This window comes from Litorivita pollutaquae, from assembly GCF_003205515.1.
In the GTDB taxonomy this organism is placed as follows: domain Bacteria; phylum Pseudomonadota; class Alphaproteobacteria; order Rhodobacterales; family Rhodobacteraceae; genus Litorivita; species Litorivita pollutaquae.
In genome coordinates, this window is sequence record NZ_KZ826485.1 from 115,952 (window position 1) to 135,028 (window position 19,077).

A 19,077-nucleotide genomic window follows, 5' to 3' on the forward strand; every position below is an offset into this window, starting at 1 on the left:
TTCCCGATCATATTGCCTGCATCGGCGAGTCCGACCTCACCGGATCAACTGTAAGAGAAGATCACATCGGACAGGCCGGTGCTGTCGGTCATTCCATCAAAGAAGATCACATCGGCAGCGTTAAAGGCCAACTCGTAGCCGCCCGCCACCGATTCGCCATAGATATCGACAATCTGCGTGCCGCTGAGCGTCCCACTGCCCCAAGGCGTGGAGGCAAAGGACAATATGTCTTCGGAAATATCGAAATCCGTGAAGGTATCGGCGCCACCGTAGAAGACGAATTCATCCGCGCCAAGACCGCCGCTCACGATGTCGTCGCCGACCCCGCCAGTCACAGTGTCGTCGCCGACCCCGCCAGTCACCACATCCGCGCCCTCACCGCCATCGACCACGTCATGGCCTTTGCCGCCGCCGACCCTATCATTGCCAGCATTGCCATAGAGCCAGTCGTCATCAAGCGCACCATAGAGCGTATCGTTGCCGTTGCCGCCATAGGCGGTATCGTTGCCCTGTTCGCCCAAAACCAAATCATTATTACCGCCACCGAACAATTGGTCATACCCTTGACGGCCATGGAGCGTATCGTTGCCGCCCGCACCAATCAATGTGTCACCTCTCCAGCCGCCATCAATGAGATCCGCGCCCTTACCGCCATGGATGCTGTCGTGACCATCGGCGCCGCGCAATGTGTCATCACCTGGCGCACCGATCAGCGTGTCATTGCCCACGCCGCCAGTCACGCTGTCATCGCCCGTACCGCCAGCCAAATAGTCGTCGCCGCCTCCGCCATAAAGTGAATCATTGCCGTCGCCAGCATAGACCGTATCGGCCCCCTGCACCCCTTCTTGCACGTCGTCGAAAAACACATCATTGCCCTCATCGAGCCAAATGGTATCTTTCCCCATACCGCCATAAACGGTATCGGTACCCGCGCCCGCGCGAATGGTATCGGCCCAGGTGCCGCCATCGATCACATCATCGCCGGCGCCGCCCTCCAAGGTGTCTCGCCCGGCCCCTCCCTCAAGACTGTCGTTACCGCGCATCCCAAGGATATGGTTCTCCAACGCATTGCCGGTCAGCGTGTCATCACCATCGCCAGCCACCAAACCCTCGATCACATCTGCATTCGCAAAGCTCGCCCAGATTACATTATCGACCCTAAAGGCAGAGGTGCCAGTGGCGTGAAACGAAACATCGCCGGTCAGAGCCGCAAGGTTGACCCATTGCTCGCCACTCGCCGCCACGGTGATCGACCCCCGAGCTTCTTCGTCGGCGCGAAAATCAAGATAATCGTCGGTGAAATGATAGACCTTATCATCACTCACGGCGCGGCCGTAAAAGGTCAGATCAAAATCATACAGCCACCCGGTGTCACCCGTAGAGGTGTCCTCGACCTCGACCGCCCATTCGCCGTCGGAATAAGACCCTCGCGCCAGATCAACGCCATAGGTATAGTCGCCAACCAGCATTTCGTCGCCGCCATCATGGTTCAACAAGACATAGCGCGATCCGTCGGGGCCCACCAAAGTGACCTGAATATCTGACATATTAAAATGCGTGAGTTCAATCGTAGCGGCAATATGTTCAACCACCATCCCCGCAGAGGACACTTGCGAAACTGACGTGATCTCGTGGTCGGAAATCGCCATTGAGCTCCCGGAATAGGACAGTGTGCTTTGCACCTCGTTTCCCGAGGTTTGCGCGTTCCCGAACAAAGACCAGACCTCTGCCATGCGTACAGCGGCGTAGGCATCCACCATGCCGAACCCATAGCTGACGTTATAGGTCCGCCCGCCACCGTTCCAGTCGTCTGCACCATTGGCAAACCATGCACCTTCCTCGTAAGAGGTCGCCGCCGCCCCATAGCTCGATCCGGTGTGCGCCGCCGAGACTGAAAAAATTTCCTGCACATCACGCCAGCCAAGGCCGGCGTTGGCGTCCAACATCAGCGCCGCAACACCTGAAATCACGGGTGTCGCTGCAGAGGTGCCGCCGAATGTCGATGTATAATCGGTGCCATTATAACCGTTGGGACCGACACGATCGGTCGTGTATTGCGCCGCCGGTGCGGCAATCAAGACATTCGTACCCCAATTCGAGTAATCGGCAATGATACCGTCCGATCCGGTGGCCGCCACGGAGATCGCATAGCGCGTGTTGTTGATCCCGTCGCCTTGCGCATTGCCCATGATCCCGGTGGCTTCCAAAGTCGAGTTATGGTTCTCGTTCCCCGCCGCTTTGGTCACAATGGTGCCAAGCCCACCGCGTCCCGTCGCGGTTGCGACACCGATGTGTTCCACTTCGGCATAGGTATATCCGTCAACATCACCAACATCGTTGTCGTCGCCAAAATTCGGCGTATAGCCCCAGCTGTTGTTCACGACATCGAAATTCGCCATCCAGTCGTATGCATCAAACGTATCGGCGAGACTCACATCGACCAAAAAATCGACGCTGGTCAGTGATGCATCGAAGGCAACACCGACAACACCGCTGCCATCATTTTCCGCCGCGATAATTCCGGCCACCGATGTTCCGTGACTGTTGGCCGCCCCATTCGGTTCGCCATCATCGCCGGGAAAATGCAAGGCGCTGTTATAATTCTCGTCAAACTCGGAATGCAATATATCGACACCGGTGTCATAAACCCCGACTGCGATTCCGGCACCAGTATATTCATCCCAGATGGTTTCGACATCGCCAATCAGGGTGAAATGCCACTGAAATGCGTAAAGTGAATCGTTCGGCTGCATGAAATCCCTCGTCGCTCTCATCTCGGATGGCTTCGCAGAATCCCTGCGCCGTCCAAACCAATTTAAAACCCAATTTAACTTAATATTCACTTAAGGCATTTTCGTGGCTTTTTCATGGGGAAAAGCAGGCACCGCCACCGCAAACCGCTGCGTTTCAGGGCCAAACCACCGCCACAGCGACCCTGCGCGCGATGCTTGATCTTGGGCGCCACGCGTGGGACAAACCAGAACCGTTCAGGTTAGGTCAACAGCAGGAGATCACATTGAATATTCTATTGGTCGGAGCCGGTCTGTCCGGCGCAGTGATCGGACGAAAGCTCGCAGAAGCGGGCCATACCATCACCATCGTCGACAGCCGCGACCACATTGGCGGCAACTGCCATACCGAACGCGATGCCGACACCGGAGTTATGGTGCATGTCTATGGCCCGCATATTTTCCATACCGACGACGAAGAAGTCTGGAATTACGTCAACAGCTTTACCAAGTTCATGCCCTATAAGAACCGCGTGAAAACCACGGCCCAAGGCGCGGTCTATTCGTTGCCAATCAACCTGCATACGATCAACCAGTTTTACGGAAAGACTCTCCGCCCCAATGAGGCCCGCGCCTTTATCGAAGAACAGGCCGACAAATCCATTACCGACCCGCAAACCTTCGAAGAACAAGCCCTGCGGTTTGTCGGTCATGGCCTCTACGCCGCCTTCTTTGAGGGCTATACGATCAAGCAATGGGGCGTGACGCCCGATCAATTGCCAGCCTCGATCCTCAAACGCCTGCCGGTGCGGTTCAACTACGACGACAATTATTTCTTCCACAAATTCCAAGGCATGCCCGTCGAGGGCTACACCCCGATGATCGCCGCGATTCTGGATCACCCGTCGATCACCGTAAAACTGGGCACCACCTTCACCGCCGCCGATGCGGAAGGTTATGACCACGTGTTCTATTCCGGCCCGCTCGACAGCTATTTCGATTTCGAACTCGGCCGTTTGGGGTATCGCACATTGGATTTCGAAAAATTCACCGAAGACGGCGATTATCAGGGCTGCGCCGTGATGAATTACGGCGACAAAGATGTGCCGTTTACCCGCATCACCGAACACAAACATTTCGCGCCGTGGGAAACCCATGAGGGCACGGTCTGCTACCGCGAATTTTCCCGCGCCGCAGAACCCGATGACATCCCTTATTATCCGATCCGGATGACCGACGAAAAAGCGCTCTTGGCCGATTATATCACCTTAGCGGAAAAGACCCCCGCGGTCACATTCGTCGGCCGTCTCGGCACCTATCGGTATCTCGATATGGATGTGACCATCCGCGAGGCGATGGACACCGCCGATCTGTTCCTCAAGTCCGAAACGGACGGAACAGCCATGCCCGCATTTGCGGTCGCGCCTCTATAAGGCTGCGCCGACAGGTTGAACGCAAAACGCCCGCGCGATTGGCTGCGGGCGTTTTCATATCTGAACGTCTTGCTCTTTGCCTCTAGGCCTAAACCGCGTGGCCTAAATGGCTTTCGCCGCGCTGCCGCGCCAATTCGATTTGTCTTTGCCGCTCGCGGAAGCGCGCTTTATCCGCCTCCGAAGTCTGATCGATGCACTGATGACACGACACGCCGTGCTGGTATTCGGCGCGTCCGCGATCTTCGGGCAAAAGCGGACGACGGCACGCATGGCAAAGCTTATGCGGACCCTCTTCCAAACCATGCCCAACAGACACCCGCCCGTCGAACACGAAACACTCGCCTTCCCATGTGCTATCGTCCTGCGGCACCTCTTCGAGGTATTTCAAGATGCCACCTTTGAGGTGGTAAACCTCTTCAACACCCTGCTGCAAAAGGTAATTGGTGCTTTTCTCACACCGAATCCCGCCGGTGCAAAACATCGCCACGCGCTTGTTGTGGAACCGCTCTTTGTTTTCCTCCCACCACTGCGGGAACTCACGAAAGCTGGCGGTTTCGGGGTCAATCGCGCCCTCGAATGTGCCAATCGCCACTTCGTAATCATTGCGCGTATCAATCACCGCCACATCGTCACTGCGGATCAAATCGTTCCAATCGGCGGGTTCAACGTAATGTCCAACAGAGGCACGCGGATCGACATCCGGTTGCCCCATCGTGACAATCTCGTTCTTCAAACGCACCTTCATCCGGCCAAAAGGCTGTGCCTCGGCAAAGCTCTCCTTATGCACCAAATCACGGCACCCCGGCAGCGCACGAATATGCGCCAGCACCTTATCGATTCCGGCGCGAGAGCCGGCGATCGTGCCGTTGATCCCCTCATGCGCTACAAGCAAGGATCCGGTGATCCCCTCAGCCGCGCATAGCGCTTTGAGCGGCGCTTGAACGGCCTCGCGGTCAGGAAAACGGGTGAAGTGGTAGAGGGCTGCGATGGTATACATGCCGCTCCTTTACCGCGCGCGCGCCCCGCCGTGCAAGAGGGAAGCACCATGCAAATAAGGGTATTTCGGGTATATCTTTAACGACTCTACTCTCTTTGCCTTCCCCCATGCACGGCATGTTACGCCAAAAACAGAAAGGCCCGCCGTGGGACGAACGGCAGGCCTTTGCAGAAATAAATTCATGATCGCCCGAATCCAGGCAAATAATCCCTATCGCGGAGTCAAAGGGCAGAGGGGAGGATGCCCGCAAACGCCAGAAGGGTCTAAAACCAGCAGTCCTACAGTTTTCCACGCAATCAGCTGCGCCCCGGCATGGGACCGTTTAGTGGCCGGGCTTGAATATCTAACGCCCTATCTTCCATCCGGTTCCACAGATCTTGTATTTTCTGTCCCGCATTAATTGACGCCGCCACGTCGCTCGGCCTACCCATAGGAAACACAGCACCGGAGCCACCCCATGCCCAAATCTGCCCTTATCGTGATTGACGTCCAAAATGATTTTTGCACCGGTGGCGCATTGGCGGTTGCGGGCGGGGACGAGATCATCCCCGATATCAACGCAGCGGTAGAGGATTTCGATGCGGTGATCCTGACGCAGGATTGGCACCCGTCAGGCCACAGTTCATTTGCCAGCAGCCATGCGGGCAAAACCGCTTTCGAGATGACCCAAATGCCCTATGGCCCGCAAGTCCTATGGCCCGATCATTGCATCCAAGGCAGCACAGGCGCCGCGCTGCACAGCGCGCTCGACACGGACCGCGCCGATATGATCATCCGCAAAGGGTATAATCCCGCCATCGACAGCTACTCTGCATTTTTCGAGAATGACCATAAAACCCCCACCGGCCTCGATGGATACCTGCGCACACGCGGCATCACCCATCTGACGCTGGTGGGGCTTGCACTAGATTTTTGCGTCAATTTTTCCGCCGTTGACGCGGCACAGCTCGGCTTTGATGTGACCGTGCGCCAAGACCTCTGCCGCGCCATTGATATGGATGGTTCACTCTGTGCCGCCCTGGACGGAATGACCGCGGCAGGGGTCGCTCTGACGTAGGGGCGGCCACAGCTGCGCACCGGTTCTAGTCGATTAAAACCCCGCTCCCGTCGAACCCGCACTCCACGGCTGCTTTGAGGTATGCCGCCGAAAACCCGTTCAAAAAAGCGCTGAAATACACTTTGTGCTCTACTACGGTGTCCATCTGGTAATTGCGGCGCATCGCCTCCAACACCCACTGGCTTACCGGATGGTGATAAGTGATTTCCGCCACCTCGAATACGCCTTCGTCCAGATATCCGCGAACAACCCCTTCGACGGTATCCTCGTCATCAAAGCGCACATAGGCTGCTTGTCCGTCGCGCATTCCCGTTTGGTAGTGGCGCGGCGCATGTTCGCGGATCACAACCGATGGAAACACGGTGGGCGGGCCCGCATCGCCATTGCTGAAGGCAATCGAAACGCTTGGATCGCCATCGCCGCCGGTCATCGCGGTGCAAGTCCGGCGCAGATCCTCGCCGGTGTCGACCTCTTCGACCCAGACCCGCCAATCCTCATATTCCCAAAACCCCTGCGCCGAGCCTGCCGTCCCCGCCGCCGCACAGATCACACCCGCGCAAATCGCCATATTCCACTTCATATTCGTCCCCTGAATTGCATCATGCACGCCACCTTGCCATCAAAGCCTCACCGAAACCTTGCCAATCGCCTGTTTTCCCTGCTTTAAGCGTGTCGCGCGTAAGGAGAGCAGCAGATGGCCGATATCGCAACCCGTGTTCACAATCACAACTGGAAGATCGATCCGATTGTCCGGTCCCTGATTGACACAGATTTTTATAAACTGCTGATGTGCCAATCCGTGTTTCGCTACAAACCCGATACGCAGGTGCAGTTTTCCTTGATCAACCGGACCACGTCGATCCCCTTGGCCGATCTCATCGACGAAGGGGAATTGCGCGAACAACTGGACCATATCCGCTCTTTGCGGCTCACGCGCGGCGAAAGCACATGGATGCGCGGCAACACCTTCTACGGCAAGCGCCAAATGTTCCGCCCCGATTTCATGGAGTGGTTCGAGAACCTGCAATTACCGCCCTACCATTTGGAACGCAAAGGCGATCAATACGAGCTAACCTTTGAAGGATCGTGGCCCGAGGTGATGCTTTGGGAAATCCCGGCTTTGGCGGTGTTGATGGAACTGCGCGGCCGCGCCGTTCTGCGCGATATGGGCAAATTCGAGCTGCAGGTGCTTTATGCGCGTGGCATGACCAAATTATGGGAAAAAATCGAGAAGCTGCGCGACCTCGACGGGCTGCGCATCGCCGATTTTGGCACCCGCCGCCGGCACAGCTATATGTGGCAGGATTGGGCCGTGCAGGCGATGGTCGAAGGGCTGGGTGATAAATTCACCGGCACCTCGAATTGCCACATCGCCATGAAACGCGACCTTGAGGCCGTTGGCACCAACGCCCATGAATTGCCAATGGTTTACAGCGCCTTGGCCGAAACGGATGATGCCCTTCGTCAGGCACCCTATGACGTTTTGGCCGATTGGCACGAGGAACACGAGGGCAACCTGCGCATCATTTTGCCCGACACCTACGGCACCAAAGGGTTTTTGGATGGCGCGCCCGATTGGCTCGCCGGTTGGACCGGTATTCGCATCGACAGCGGCGATCCTGCGGCCGCCGCCGAGGTGGCAATCGATTGGTGGAAAGAGCGCGGCGAAGACCCGACCAAAAAACTGGTGATCTTCTCGGACGGCTTGGACACCGATAAAATCATCGAGCTGCACCAGAAATTCCAAGGCCGTGTGCGCACCTCCTTCGGGTGGGGTACGCTGCTCACCAACGACTTCCGCGGCCTGACCAAAGGCGACACCCTCGCGCCGTTCTCATTGGTCTGCAAAGCCGTCAGCGCCAACGGCAAACCAACGGTGAAACTCTCGGACAATCCGAATAAAGCGATGGGCCCGAAGGCGGAAATCGAACGGTATAAACGGGTGTTTGGCGTGGGCGAGCAGGACCGGATGGAGGTTGTGGTTTAGGTCCTAGTTGGGGTTTTGCTCTGCCTGCGGCCCGACAAACATCTAGGCCGTTAATTTATGGGAGCAAGCCACGACAGCATTCGCCTATTGGACGCCTGCGCGCGGTACTTCGCAGCCTCTTCACAGATATTGAAGGGCCCTCACTCCACCTTCCCTCTCAACGCCTTCACCTGGCCGCGCTGCTTCTTGGCCTCCAACCGCCGTCTTACCGACCCTTTCGTCGGTTTCGTCTTCACGCGGAACTTTGGCCGTTTGGTTGCTTCGACAATCAACGCCGCAAGGCGGTCCCGGGCGATGTCGCGGTTGCGCGCCTGATGCCGCGTCTCGTCGCAAAAAATCACGATCGCGCCCTCTTTGGTCCACCGCCGCCCCGCCAGTTTACGCAGGCGCATTTTCACCGCAGGCGGCAAATTCGGCGACCGCTCGGCCTCGAACCGCAATTCGACCGCTGTGGCGACTTTGTTGACGTTCTGCCCGCCCGGGCCAGAGGCGCGGACGAATTGTTCGGTCAATTCCCAATCTTCGATGGTGATCGTTTCGGTGATCTTCATAGGCTCGCTCGTTTACAAATCAGAAGGGCCGCCCGCGATGCGAACGGCCCTAGCAGAGTTTAGGAGGCGGTGCCGGTTAGGTCCTGCCAATCCGGTTGGGTCTCAAGCCTAAGGCTGCTTTGGCTTGGCCCCTTTCCAAACTGTTCCGACACCTCTCTCCAATACCTCATTAGACACTAGAGCACCTCCTTTCTGATGTTTCTGGTAACCTCAGGAAAGCATAGATTTCGCAGATGTCAAAACAAAATCATGTGGTCGGGGTGCTACGTGCCCCCACGATGATGCGAAAAGGAACAAGTGCAATCATCGCAATCACCAATTTGACCGCCCAGTCGGCGAGCGCCAAAGTCACCCAAAGCGGGGCCATCGGACCAACCATCAGCAGAGGCGCGGGATCGCTGGCCCATGCTACGGCCGCATCCGCATTGCCGCCAAAGGACACCGAGGCCGAAAAGGCGAGAAAGAAGAAAATTGCCGTGTCTACCGCCGAGCCAAGCACCGACGAAGTCAAAGGCGCGCGCCACCATGCGCCGCTGCGCAGACGGTCAAAGACGGCGATATCAAACAGTTGCGCGATCAAGAATGCAGTGCCCGATGCCACAGCCACACGCAACGCCACGGCAGGACCGAATTCGAGCATGATCTGGCTGCCGATCAGCGAACACAGAATGCCAACGACAAAGCCCGCGAAAACCACGCGGCGCGCAGCAGAGGGGCCGTAAATCCGGTTCATCACATCAGTGACCAGAAAGGCAAACGGATAGGTAAAGGCACCCCATGTCAGGAGCCCGTCAAGGAGCAGGAATTGCACCAGAATGTTAGAGGCCACGACAATGGCGGCCATGGCAATAATGCCAGGAAGGTAAGCAGTTTTCATTTTTGAGCCCGTTTTTACAAGGTTGCGGCGACTTGGCGCCGAGGATCGGCGCGGATCAGGGGCGTCTAATCGCTGGATCGCGACTTGGCAAGCCCCTCCGAGATCACAAATTCAACCAGCTCGGTGCGCTGAAACCGCATGAAATTATCGTCCGACACCATGGTAAGTCGGAGGTTCCCCGCCCCGTCGCGCCAAACCGACACCCCTTCGAGGTTATCAAATTCGCGCGCGCGGCTTTGCCACAATACCTGCCCGTCACCGACCCGCGCCGTTCCATCCCCCAAATCGAACCGCCGCACCCGGCTGCGAAACCCCAGCCCGGTGAAATCCCGTTCCAGTAGATAGAGCGCGCCATCGGGGCCGAAATCCGCCCCGACGGGCAAAAACTCCCCATCCCCCGCAAAGCGGAACGCGACAGTCCACCGCGTTCCGTCAAACCGATAAAGCGTTGACTTCCCGTCCCGTGCCACGGCTTCCGCCACGGTATACAGCGCGCCTTCAGGGCCAAGCGCCAAGGCCTCCATCCCCTGATTGCTCTCAAAACTAAGAAACTCGCGCGCTAATGGCAATTGGCGGCGCAGCAGCCCATCGGCATCGAACATCGCCAACCGGTGATTGCCCTCAAAGGAGATCACCACATTGGGACCGCCGTCCCATACCAGACCCTCAGAATCCTGCATCGCCCCGCGCAAGGGCGTGCCAAAGCCGTTGCGCAATTGCACAATGCGCAAATCGTCAACGCCGATGATCTGCCCATCTTCCCGCCGGAGCCGGCCGGACAACAGGTTGCCACGATCCGAAATCGCACGGAACGCGCGGCCATCCGGCGCCAAATCAATACCGGATATACCACCAAAGGCCCGCGCCGGATCATGCCAGACATACCGAGACAGAAATACCGCCTCCGGATTTTGTGCCTCGGTTGGCCCCGACAGAAAAAGGCAGAGGGCGCTTAACGCGACTGCAAGACTGAAACGCATTGGGCCGGCAAATCCGCGAGCGTATATTCCCGCCGTGGCTTCGGTTTGGGCGCATTCGGGTTCGGCGGGGGCGGATCGAGAATATCACGCACCCATTGCTCGGCATCCTTACACCCGTCACCCGCAGGCGGCGGAGCCTGATCAACGCAACCGCGCGCGCCTTTGGGACATTTCAGGCGCACATGAAAATGGTAGTGGTGCCCGTACCACGGCCGGATTTTGTTGAGCCAGCTGCGATCGCCGGTCTCGTCCTTGCACATCTGTACCTTGGCCCCCGGAAAGACGAAAATTCGCGCGACACGGGGATCGGATGCCGCCGCCTTCAACACATTATGATGCGACCGCGTCCAATTGGAGTTTACATAGGCGCCTGCATTGCGGCGCATTGAAATCGACGAAATTCCTTCACGCTCTGCGGCCGTCAGGTTCAACCGTTTCGGTGGCAGCATCCAGATATCAGCATCAAGCCCGATCTGGTGACTGCGGTGCCCCGACAGCATCGGCCCGCCGCGCGGCTGGCTCATGTCACCCACATAAAGCCCCGCCCATCCGGGTTGAGCGGCGGCCTTCCGGCTCAGGTCCTGGACAAAGGCAACGGTTTCCGGATAGCCCCAATTGCGATTGCGTGACAAACGCATCGCTTGCCATGTCGGCCCGGTTTCAGGCAACTGCACCCCGCCAGCGAGGCACCCTTTGGCAAAGCTGCCCAAAGACGCGCTATGTTGCGCCGACCCTGTGGTTTTGGCTCCGAACAGGGCTTTTGCTTCGATGCCCTGCATTGAAGCCGGCACAGCGGCCTGCGTTGAAATTGCCGCCTCGCGGGCAACTTGATCGCCACCGCCGCAGGCGGTCAGCAAAACTGTTAAGCTCAGGAACTTAATGAACCGGACCATACCGCACGATCTCCCTCGGGTTTCGCCCAGCGTAGCAGCAAGAGCCCGATAAGGAAAAGCCCGATCAATGGCGACACGCCCAATTGTTGACTGCCGGTCAAAGCCGTGACGATCCCGATCAATGTCGGCGCAAGGAAACTCGTGGCCTTGCCCGCAAGACCATAAATGCCAAAGGCTTCGGTCATCCGTTCGGGGTTGGCTTGATGCACCATCATTGTGCGGCTCGCGGCCTGCAACACCCCGCCCGCCGCGCCAATCGTCGCACCCAGAAGGTAAAATACGATATCAGGCAGGTTCGATTCTGCGGCCACTGCCACGCCATAGACGCTATCGCGCGAGATCATCACCGTCGACACCGCCACGAAAGTCAGCACCAAAATACAAATACGGATCACCGGTTTGGGACCGAACCGGACATCACATTTACCGCCCAAAAAGGCAAAGATCGCGCCAAAGATAATCGAAACAATACCGAAAACCCCAACATTCACGACGCTCCACCCCAAGACGCCGGTGGCATAGATACCGCCAAAAAAATACATCCCGTTGAGCGCATCACGGTAAAACATCGAAGCGCCGAGGAAGCTGAACAACGACGGGGTTTGTGGCAGTTTGCGCACCGTCCCCCATAAGCCTTTGAGCGCCAGGCCCACCGCGCCTTTCGGCGGCCTCGCGGACTTCGGATCGCGAACCCACAGGAAAAAGGGGATCATGAACACCGCATACCAAATCGCCGTCAATGGCCCGACAAACCGCGTGCCTTCCCGTGCCGAGGCATCCAAGCCAAAGGCCGGGTCCAAGCCGATCATGGTTTTGCCCGTCTGGGCACTCTCCGCAAAAAACGCCAGCATAATCAAAAGGGTTACCAAACCGCCGACATAACCAAACGCCCAACCGTTTCCTGAAATCCGTCCGATTTCTTCGCGTGGGCCCAGATCGGGTAACATCGCATTGGTAAAAATCGTCGCGAACTCCATCCCGATCAGACCGATGGCAAACATCAAAAGCGTGAAATACATGTTGAAATTGTCGGGTGCAGCGGTCCACAGCATCGCAGAGCCAGCGATATAAAGCCCCGAAAACACCCAAATCCACCGCATCCGGTTTCCCGAGGTATCCGCCAAGGCTCCCAAAAACGGCGCCAGAACCGCAATGAAGAACCCCGCAGCGCCAATGCCAAACCCCCACGACGCCTGTGCTTTGGCGCCATCTCCGACCAACTCGCTAAAGAACGGCGAAAAGATGAAGGTCAAAAGCAACGTGTTATACGGCTGGCTCGCCCAATCAAAAAAGAACCAACCCCAGATGCGCTTGCGCGGTGAAATTGTCGTCATGCCTGCTCCTTCTCGCTAAGCGCGATATGACAGGCAAGCCCCCATGCATGCAAGCACTTGTCGCGGCCTATGTGGTGAGATCCTGCATCGGCGGCCACGGACGGGCGTCTTCGGCCTCAATCCATTTGGCAATATACGCCGGAATCGGGGGGGATGTGTCATCAACCCCAAGCACCTTTGCCACCCGCGATGGCGACACGATGCCGTTGCGATCCGTCAAAGCCGCACGGTACACAATATGATTGGCACATTCGCCATTTTCCAACCACATGCTTTGTTCGATATAAATAAACCGATCATCCCAGCACACCATATGCGAACGCATCTCGAACCGTTCAAACGTGCGGATTCGGCGGCGATAGCGCACCGTCGCACCGGCCATCGTCATGCCCCATTTCTCGGATTTCAACGCAGCAAACAATCCTGCGCGTTGGGCAAAGGGCAAGCGCCCCAAATCATACAGCGTCAGCGTGCGACCATTGTTCAGTTCTAAAAACATATCAATGTCCCACGGCATGCAACGGTGGTGTGAAACATGCACGCCATCCAGAGCAAGCGGCGCAGCCTTGCGATATTTGACGAGTTCTTTGATCATGCGAAAAAACGGATACATGAGGGCGTCCTTTGCGGCGGAATTGATCCAAATATGCCCTCTGCTGACCCCAAGCACCACTCGCGTCAACCAAGACCGCGCGTCAGACTTGCCCTTTGCGGCAGGTATGCTTACCTAGGACGCGCAACCAATGAAGGACCCCACTATGTTGTCGCTTTTCCAGATCCTTTCGCTGATCCTCGATATCGCGTGGTTCTTCGTCATCGCCCATGTGATCATGAGCTGGCTGATCAACTTTCAGGTGCTCAATCTGGGCCAACCTTTGGTTGCGCAAATCTGGCATATGCTGCAACGCATTCTGGAACCGGTCTATAGCCGCGTGCGCTCGATCCTGCCGCCCATGGGCGGTATTGACCTGGCCCCGCTCGTTGTCTTGATCGGCATTTACGCCCTGCGGATTGTTCTGGCCAACAATATCTCCGCCTTCTACTAATCCCCGCCTTGCCGCTGCGCGCGGAACATGGGAAAACCGCCTGAGAGCATAAAAACAACGCCCACAGGACACCCATGACCGCTGCTGCCAAGCTGCTCAAAGACGTATTCGGATTTGACGCCTTCCGCCCCGGACAGGAAGAGATCGTCGATGCGGTTCGCACGGGCCAAAACGTGCTCGCCATCATGCCCACGGGCGGCGGCAAATCCCTATGCTTTCAATTGCCTGCCCTGATGCGCGAGGGGGTCACCGTGGTGATCTCGCCTCTGATCGCATTGATGCGCGACCAAGTCCGCGCCCTTCGCGAAGCGGGCGTCGAAGCGGGCGCTTTGACCTCGGGCAATACCGAAGAAGAGACGAACGCCGTGTGGCGCGCCCTCGAAGATGGCACCCTCAAATTGCTCTATATCGCGCCCGAGCGGCTCGCCTCGGGCAATGCCATGGGCATGCTGCGCCGCATCAATGTTAGCATGATTGCCGTAGACGAGGCCCATTGCGTCAGCCAATGGGGCCATGATTTCCGGCCCGACTACCTTCGTATCGGCGAATTGCGCAGCGCGCTCGACGTGCCACTCGCCGCATTCACCGCCACGGCGGATGCCGAAACCCGCGAAGAAATCATCCGCCGCCTGTTTGACGGGGCCGCCCCGCAAAGTTTCTTGCACGGGTTTGACCGGCCGAACATCCACCTTGCCTTTGCCGCAAAAGACGGCCCGCGCCGCCAGATCCTCGAATTCGCCGCGGCCCGCAAGGGTCAATCCGGCATTGTATATTGCGGCACCCGCAACAAAACCGAAAGCCTCGCCGCCGCCCTGCGCGAGGCGGGTCATGCTGCCTGTCACTATCATGGCGGGATGGAGGCCGAGGACCGCCGCATCACCGAACGCCGCTTCCAACAAGAAGACGGATTGATCGTCGTCGCCACCGTCGCCTTTGGCATGGGCGTCGACAAACCCGATATCCGCTGGGTCGCCCATGCCGACCTGCCCAAATCCATCGAAGCCTATTACCAAGAGATCGGCCGCGCGGGCCGCGATGGTGCCCCCGCAGAAACCCTCACGCTCTTTGGCCCCGATGACATTCGCCTGCGCCGGAGCCAGATTGATGAAGGCCTCGCCCCGCCCGAAATGCGCGCCGCCGATCACGCGCGGCTCAATGCGCTATTGGGTTTGGCCGAGGCCCTCGAATGCCGCCGCAAACAGCTTCTGGCCTATTTCGGCGAAAGCAACGTGACCTGCGGCAATTGCGACCTATGCGATACCGCGCCAGAGACCTTCGACGGCACCGTCGCCGTGCGCAAAGCCCTATCCGCGATCCTGCGCACCGGCGAATATTTCGGATCCGGTCATTTGATCGACATATTGATTGGCAACGCTACCGAAAAAGTACGCGCCCGCGGCCATGAGGATTTGCCCACCTTTGGCGTCGGCAAGGAATACGACCGCCGCCAATGGCAAGCCGTGTTCCGGCAAATGATGGGGCATGATCTGGTCCGGCCCGATCCCGAACGCCACGGCGCATTGCGCATGACGGATCCGGCACTGCCGATCCTGCGGGACGAGGCGAAAATCACCCTACGCCGCGACACGATCCGATCCGCCGCCTCACGCCGCCCTGCGGTCAAATCCTTGGTGTCCGAAGAGGACGCGCCGCTGTTGTCCGCGCTCAAGGCCAAACGCCGCGCCTTGGCCGAGGCCGCCAAAGCCCCTGCCTATATCATCTTCAACGACCGCACCCTCATCGAGATGGCCGAAAAACGCCCCTGTGACCTCGATGAGATGGCCCGCATCGGCGGCGTTGGTGCAAAAAAACTTGAGAGCTATGGCACGGAGTTCCTTGAGGTGATCAATGGCGAGGCCGAGAGCATGCACCCCTCGCGCCGCAAACTCGCGGGCCGCGATGCGGGCGCATTATATGACCGCCTCGTCGCCGCACAAAAAACCATGGAGCGCGGCGCGGAAGGAACCGATCGCCCGATGTCCTGCTCTGCCGCGCAGATCGCCAAAGTCGCCGCCGCCCGCCCCCGTGATGCCGAGGCAATGGAACGTTTGATCGGGGCCCGCCGCGCCGAGAGATTTTCTGCCGCTTTTCTGGACGTGCTGCACAGCGCGAACTAGATAGTGAACGCGATTGAAAAGGAACCGCCAATGCTTGTCGTGATCTCCCCTGCCAAGAAAATGGATATGAGCCCTGCCGTAGGGGTCGAAACCAGCACGCCCGCCTATGCGGCACAGGCCGCAGAACTGGCCGCCGTCGCGCGCGAGCTCGATGTCGCAGCGCTGCAAAAGCTGATGCATATTTCCGAAAAATTGGCGGCGCTGAACGTCGAGCGCTTCCAAAATTTTGGCACTCAGGATACCAAAGCCGCCGCCTTGGCCTTTGCCGGCGACACCTATCAAGGGCTTGAAGCTGCGACCTTGGATGCGGATGAAATACGCTATGCGCAGGATCATTTGCGCATTTTGTCAGGCTTGTACGGGCTGCTCCGTCCGCTGGACGCAATTGAGCCGTACCGCTTGGAAATGGGCAGTCGCCTCGCCACCAAGCATGGGAAATCTCTTTATGATTACTGGGGTGATCGCCTCGCCCAAGGCCTGAATGAGCAGGCACAGCAAACCGGATCGAGCGTGTTGGTCAACTGCGCCAGCCAAGAGTATTTCGGCGCGGTGGATCTCAATGCTTTGAAATTGCGGGTGATCACGCCGGTGTTCATGGAAGAAAAAGGCGGCACGCCGAAGGTTGTCAGCTTTTACGCGAAAAAAGCCCGCGGCGCGATGGCGCGGTATGTCATGCAAAATCGGATCACCGAAGCAGAAGATATCAAAGGATTCGATCTTGGCGGTTATCAGCATAAGCCGGACATGTCGGACGGCGACACATGGGTATTCTTGCGCGGCTATCCCGATGCAAAATCGACTTAACCCGCCACCTGCGTGGCCTCGCCCTCTTCCGGCACCGGCGAGCGCGCGTCATGTGGACAATGCTGCATGACCTGCTCGTGTATTGCAGCTTTGCGCAGCGGTTTCGTGAGATAGTGGTCAAGCCCGGCAGCCAGAATCCCATCCTTATCACCATCCATCGCATGCGCGGTGAGCGCCACAATCGGCACATGTTCACCCGTCTGCGCCTCAATTTTTCGGATCTCTTGCGTGGCCTCCTTGCCGTCCATCTTCGGCATCGAAATATCCATGAAGATCAAATCCGGTTTGAAATCCCGATACGCTTCGAGCGCCTCCAAGCCATTGTTTGCAAAGACCAGCTCAACATCCAATGATTTGATCATCTTACGAAATACCAACTGGTTGGTCTTATTGTCTTCTGCGGCCAGAATCCGCATTTGACGCCCTGCCGGTTTGATACTGACCACCGTGCCACCGCCGGCGTCGGTAACCAGATCGGGCTCCGGCTTTTCCACATCGGCACCAAGCGCTTTGAGCTTGGCAAACAACTCCCTGCGCGGTGTCGGCTTTTGTAAGATCGCCTGGAGATGCGCGCGTGCGGGATCTTGTTCGGCGTAGCCGGGGTTTGAACTGAGCAAAATGATCGGAACATCAAAGCCCCGCCTGCGAATGGTTTCAGCCAATTCAAGCCCATCCATATCGGGCATATTGTGGTCGGTCAGGATCAAATCAAATGGTTGGGACAGCGCCGCCAACGCATCGGCACCATTGACGCAGGACACGGTTTCAATCCCCAAAACACCCATCTGTTTTTCCAAGATCGCACGATTGACCTCGTGGTCGTCAACAATCAACGCGCGCTTGAGACTTGTCGATAGGACCGGTGCCACCTCTTCAAGCGTATCCGCCACCGGCATGGTGATGCGGAAGCCAAAGGCCGACCCGACACCGTCTTCGCTATCGACCCAGATTTTTCCGCCCATCAGTTTGATCAACCGCTGCGTAATCGCAAGCCCAAGTCCGGTGCCTTCGAATTGACGATTCTGCTCGGCATCGACCTGATTAAACTCACCAAAGATGTGGTCGACTTTATCAGCAGGAATTCCGATTCCCGTGTCTTCGATAGTTACATGAACATGGGTATTATCGCTGCCTGCGGGTTGCACCCCGACCACCCGGATCAGCACGTGCCCCTCAGCGGTGAACTTGACGGCATTGCCCAAAAGATTGGTGAGGATCTGCCGCAACCGACCGGGATCGCCGACATATTGCGTCGGCAGGAACATGTCATAATCCACCAAGATATCTACGCCTTTGTCGCGCGCCGGTGGTTGCAACAGCATGATCACCTCGTGGAGGCAACGTTCCAAATCAAAGGGTTCTGGGTGCAAGACGAGCTTTTCCGCCTCGATTTTGGAGTAATCCAACACGTCATTGATGATAACCAGCAACGCCTCGCCAGAGTTCTTGATCGTGTTGACATACAGCCGTTGTTCTTCGTTAAGGGTCGTATCGGTGAGCAGCTCCGCCATGCCAACAACCCCGTTCATCGGGGTACGGATTTCATGGCTCATATTGGCAAGGAAGGAGGATTTCGCGCGATTTGCTGCTTCGGCTTTGCTGCGCTCTTTCTTCAATTCCTTTTCATAGCGCACCGTGTCAGTGATGTTCAAAGCCAAGGATACCACGTCGCCGCCGGCGCTGCGCTGATCTATGAATTTGACATAAACGTCATTCCAAAGACGGAGCACCACAGGTTCCGGCGCCGGGTGCTGCCATCGATCAAGCATCCGTGCGCGCCATGCGGCGGGGCGTTCATCGCCAATGTTGACGATCCCTTCCTCGGTCGCCAATTGCAGAATGCGGATATAGCTAATACCCGGACGCACCTCTTCGAGGCCATCAAAAACCGATAAATAGGCATGGTTCGCACCGATCATTTTGCTATCGGCATCAAAAAATACAAACCCGTCCTGAATGGTTTCGATCGAATGCCAAAGCCGCCGTTCGGCGATCTCAATTTTCTGATTGGCAACGGTCAGGTCGGATTTCACGCGTTTGTTTTCATCGCGGACGTTGCGAACCTCGGCGCGGGTTTCGACTATTTCAACGGAAAGTTGGCGCGCGTGACGGCCCAGCTTGCGATTGGCCGCAAACAGTTCCGCCTGTTTTTGCTCTAACAAACGCTCTGCCGCGAGCCGAGCGCGGCGCTCTTCCGATAATTTATTGGCTAGGCTCATGCCTGCCCTCCGCCATGCGCAATCAATAATTAAACATGGGCATCATCGACAGC

Annotated in this window: 16 protein-coding genes; 6 read left to right on the plus strand and 10 right to left on the minus strand. The window is 57.5% G+C overall.

Annotated features, from left to right (window positions below; genetic code table 11):
• Positions 1–44: 44 nt before the first annotated feature.
• Positions 45–2,753 (minus strand): S8 family serine peptidase, encoded by a 2,709-nt coding sequence (locus DI396_RS16885; RefSeq protein WP_162617210.1) that lies wholly within the window; start codon positions 2,751–2,753, stop codon positions 45–47.
• A 263-nt stretch (positions 2,754–3,016) separates the two neighbouring features.
• Between DI396_RS16885 and glf the strand changes: the two genes are divergently transcribed.
• The gene (gene glf, locus DI396_RS10505) at positions 3,017–4,162 is read left to right on the plus strand and encodes a UDP-galactopyranose mutase (RefSeq protein ID WP_235851829.1); all 1,146 of its coding nucleotides are present in this window, start codon (positions 3,017–3,019) and stop codon (positions 4,160–4,162) included.
• 88 nt (positions 4,163–4,250) lie between these two features.
• On the opposite strand, the gene trhO is transcribed toward glf, so the two are convergent.
• Positions 4,251–5,159, minus strand: a complete 909-nt coding sequence (trhO, locus tag DI396_RS10510) for an oxygen-dependent tRNA uridine(34) hydroxylase TrhO (RefSeq protein WP_110796174.1) — start codon at positions 5,157–5,159, stop codon at positions 4,251–4,253.
• A 457-nt stretch (positions 5,160–5,616) separates the two neighbouring features.
• Here trhO and pncA point away from each other — a divergent pair, with 457 nt between their 5' ends.
• Positions 5,617–6,216, plus strand: coding sequence for a bifunctional nicotinamidase/pyrazinamidase (gene pncA / locus DI396_RS10515; protein ID WP_110796175.1), 600 nt, complete (start codon positions 5,617–5,619; stop codon positions 6,214–6,216).
• 25 nt (positions 6,217–6,241) lie between these two features.
• Here pncA and DI396_RS10520 read toward each other — a convergent pair whose 3' ends face one another.
• Positions 6,242–6,796: a hypothetical protein gene (locus DI396_RS10520; RefSeq protein ID WP_162617211.1), complete on the minus strand. Its 555-nt coding sequence runs from the start codon at positions 6,794–6,796 to the stop codon at positions 6,242–6,244.
• A gap of 114 nt (positions 6,797–6,910) precedes the next feature.
• Between DI396_RS10520 and pncB the strand changes: the two genes are divergently transcribed.
• The gene (pncB, locus tag DI396_RS10525) at positions 6,911–8,203 is read left to right on the plus strand and encodes a nicotinate phosphoribosyltransferase (RefSeq protein ID WP_110796177.1); all 1,293 of its coding nucleotides are present in this window, start codon (positions 6,911–6,913) and stop codon (positions 8,201–8,203) included.
• 140 nt (positions 8,204–8,343) lie between these two features.
• Here the strand turns inward: pncB and arfB are convergent, their stop codons facing one another.
• The 6 genes from arfB to DI396_RS10555 all read right to left on the minus strand — a co-directional run bounded on the left by arfB (position 8,344) and on the right by DI396_RS10555 (position 13,451).
• Positions 8,344–8,754, minus strand: coding sequence for an alternative ribosome rescue aminoacyl-tRNA hydrolase ArfB (gene arfB, locus DI396_RS10530; RefSeq protein ID WP_110796178.1), 411 nt, complete (start codon positions 8,752–8,754; stop codon positions 8,344–8,346).
• Between the two features lie 247 nt (positions 8,755–9,001).
• Positions 9,002–9,631 carry a queuosine precursor transporter gene (locus DI396_RS10535; protein ID WP_110796179.1) on the minus strand — a complete coding sequence of 210 codons (630 nt, stop codon included), beginning with the start codon at positions 9,629–9,631 and terminating at the stop codon, positions 9,002–9,004.
• 65 nt (positions 9,632–9,696) lie between these two features.
• On the minus strand, positions 9,697–10,611 hold the full coding sequence (locus DI396_RS10540) for an esterase-like activity of phytase family protein (protein ID WP_110796180.1): 915 nt from the start codon (positions 10,609–10,611) through the stop codon (positions 9,697–9,699).
• Positions 10,584–11,390 carry a penicillin-insensitive murein endopeptidase gene (mepA, locus tag DI396_RS10545; protein ID WP_407936311.1) on the minus strand — a complete coding sequence of 269 codons (807 nt, stop codon included), beginning with the start codon at positions 11,388–11,390 and terminating at the stop codon, positions 10,584–10,586. The genes DI396_RS10540 and mepA overlap by 28 nt, the downstream gene beginning before the upstream one ends.
• An 89-nt stretch (positions 11,391–11,479) precedes the next feature.
• Positions 11,480–12,838 carry an MFS transporter gene (locus tag DI396_RS10550; RefSeq protein ID WP_110796182.1) on the minus strand — a complete coding sequence of 453 codons (1,359 nt, stop codon included), beginning with the start codon at positions 12,836–12,838 and terminating at the stop codon, positions 11,480–11,482.
• Between the two features lie 67 nt (positions 12,839–12,905).
• Positions 12,906–13,451, minus strand: a complete 546-nt coding sequence (locus DI396_RS10555) for an acyl-CoA thioesterase (protein WP_110796183.1) — start codon at positions 13,449–13,451, stop codon at positions 12,906–12,908.
• A gap of 145 nt (positions 13,452–13,596) precedes the next feature.
• Here DI396_RS10555 and DI396_RS10560 point away from each other — a divergent pair, with 145 nt between their 5' ends.
• The 3 genes from DI396_RS10560 to yaaA all read left to right on the plus strand — a co-directional run bounded on the left by DI396_RS10560 (position 13,597) and on the right by yaaA (position 16,805).
• Positions 13,597–13,884, plus strand: a complete 288-nt coding sequence (locus DI396_RS10560; RefSeq protein WP_110796184.1) for a YggT family protein — start codon at positions 13,597–13,599, stop codon at positions 13,882–13,884.
• A 74-nt stretch (positions 13,885–13,958) separates the two neighbouring features.
• Positions 13,959–16,001: a DNA helicase RecQ gene (gene recQ, locus DI396_RS10565; protein ID WP_110796185.1), complete on the plus strand. Its 2,043-nt coding sequence runs from the start codon at positions 13,959–13,961 to the stop codon at positions 15,999–16,001.
• Between the two features lie 30 nt (positions 16,002–16,031).
• The gene (yaaA, locus tag DI396_RS10570; RefSeq protein WP_110796186.1) at positions 16,032–16,805 is read left to right on the plus strand and encodes a peroxide stress protein YaaA; all 774 of its coding nucleotides are present in this window, start codon (positions 16,032–16,034) and stop codon (positions 16,803–16,805) included.
• Here yaaA and DI396_RS10575 read toward each other — a convergent pair.
• The gene (locus DI396_RS10575; RefSeq protein WP_110796187.1) at positions 16,802–19,024 is read right to left on the minus strand and encodes a response regulator; all 2,223 of its coding nucleotides are present in this window, start codon (positions 19,022–19,024) and stop codon (positions 16,802–16,804) included. The genes yaaA and DI396_RS10575 overlap by 4 nt on opposite strands.
• Positions 19,025–19,077: the final 53 nt, after the last annotated feature.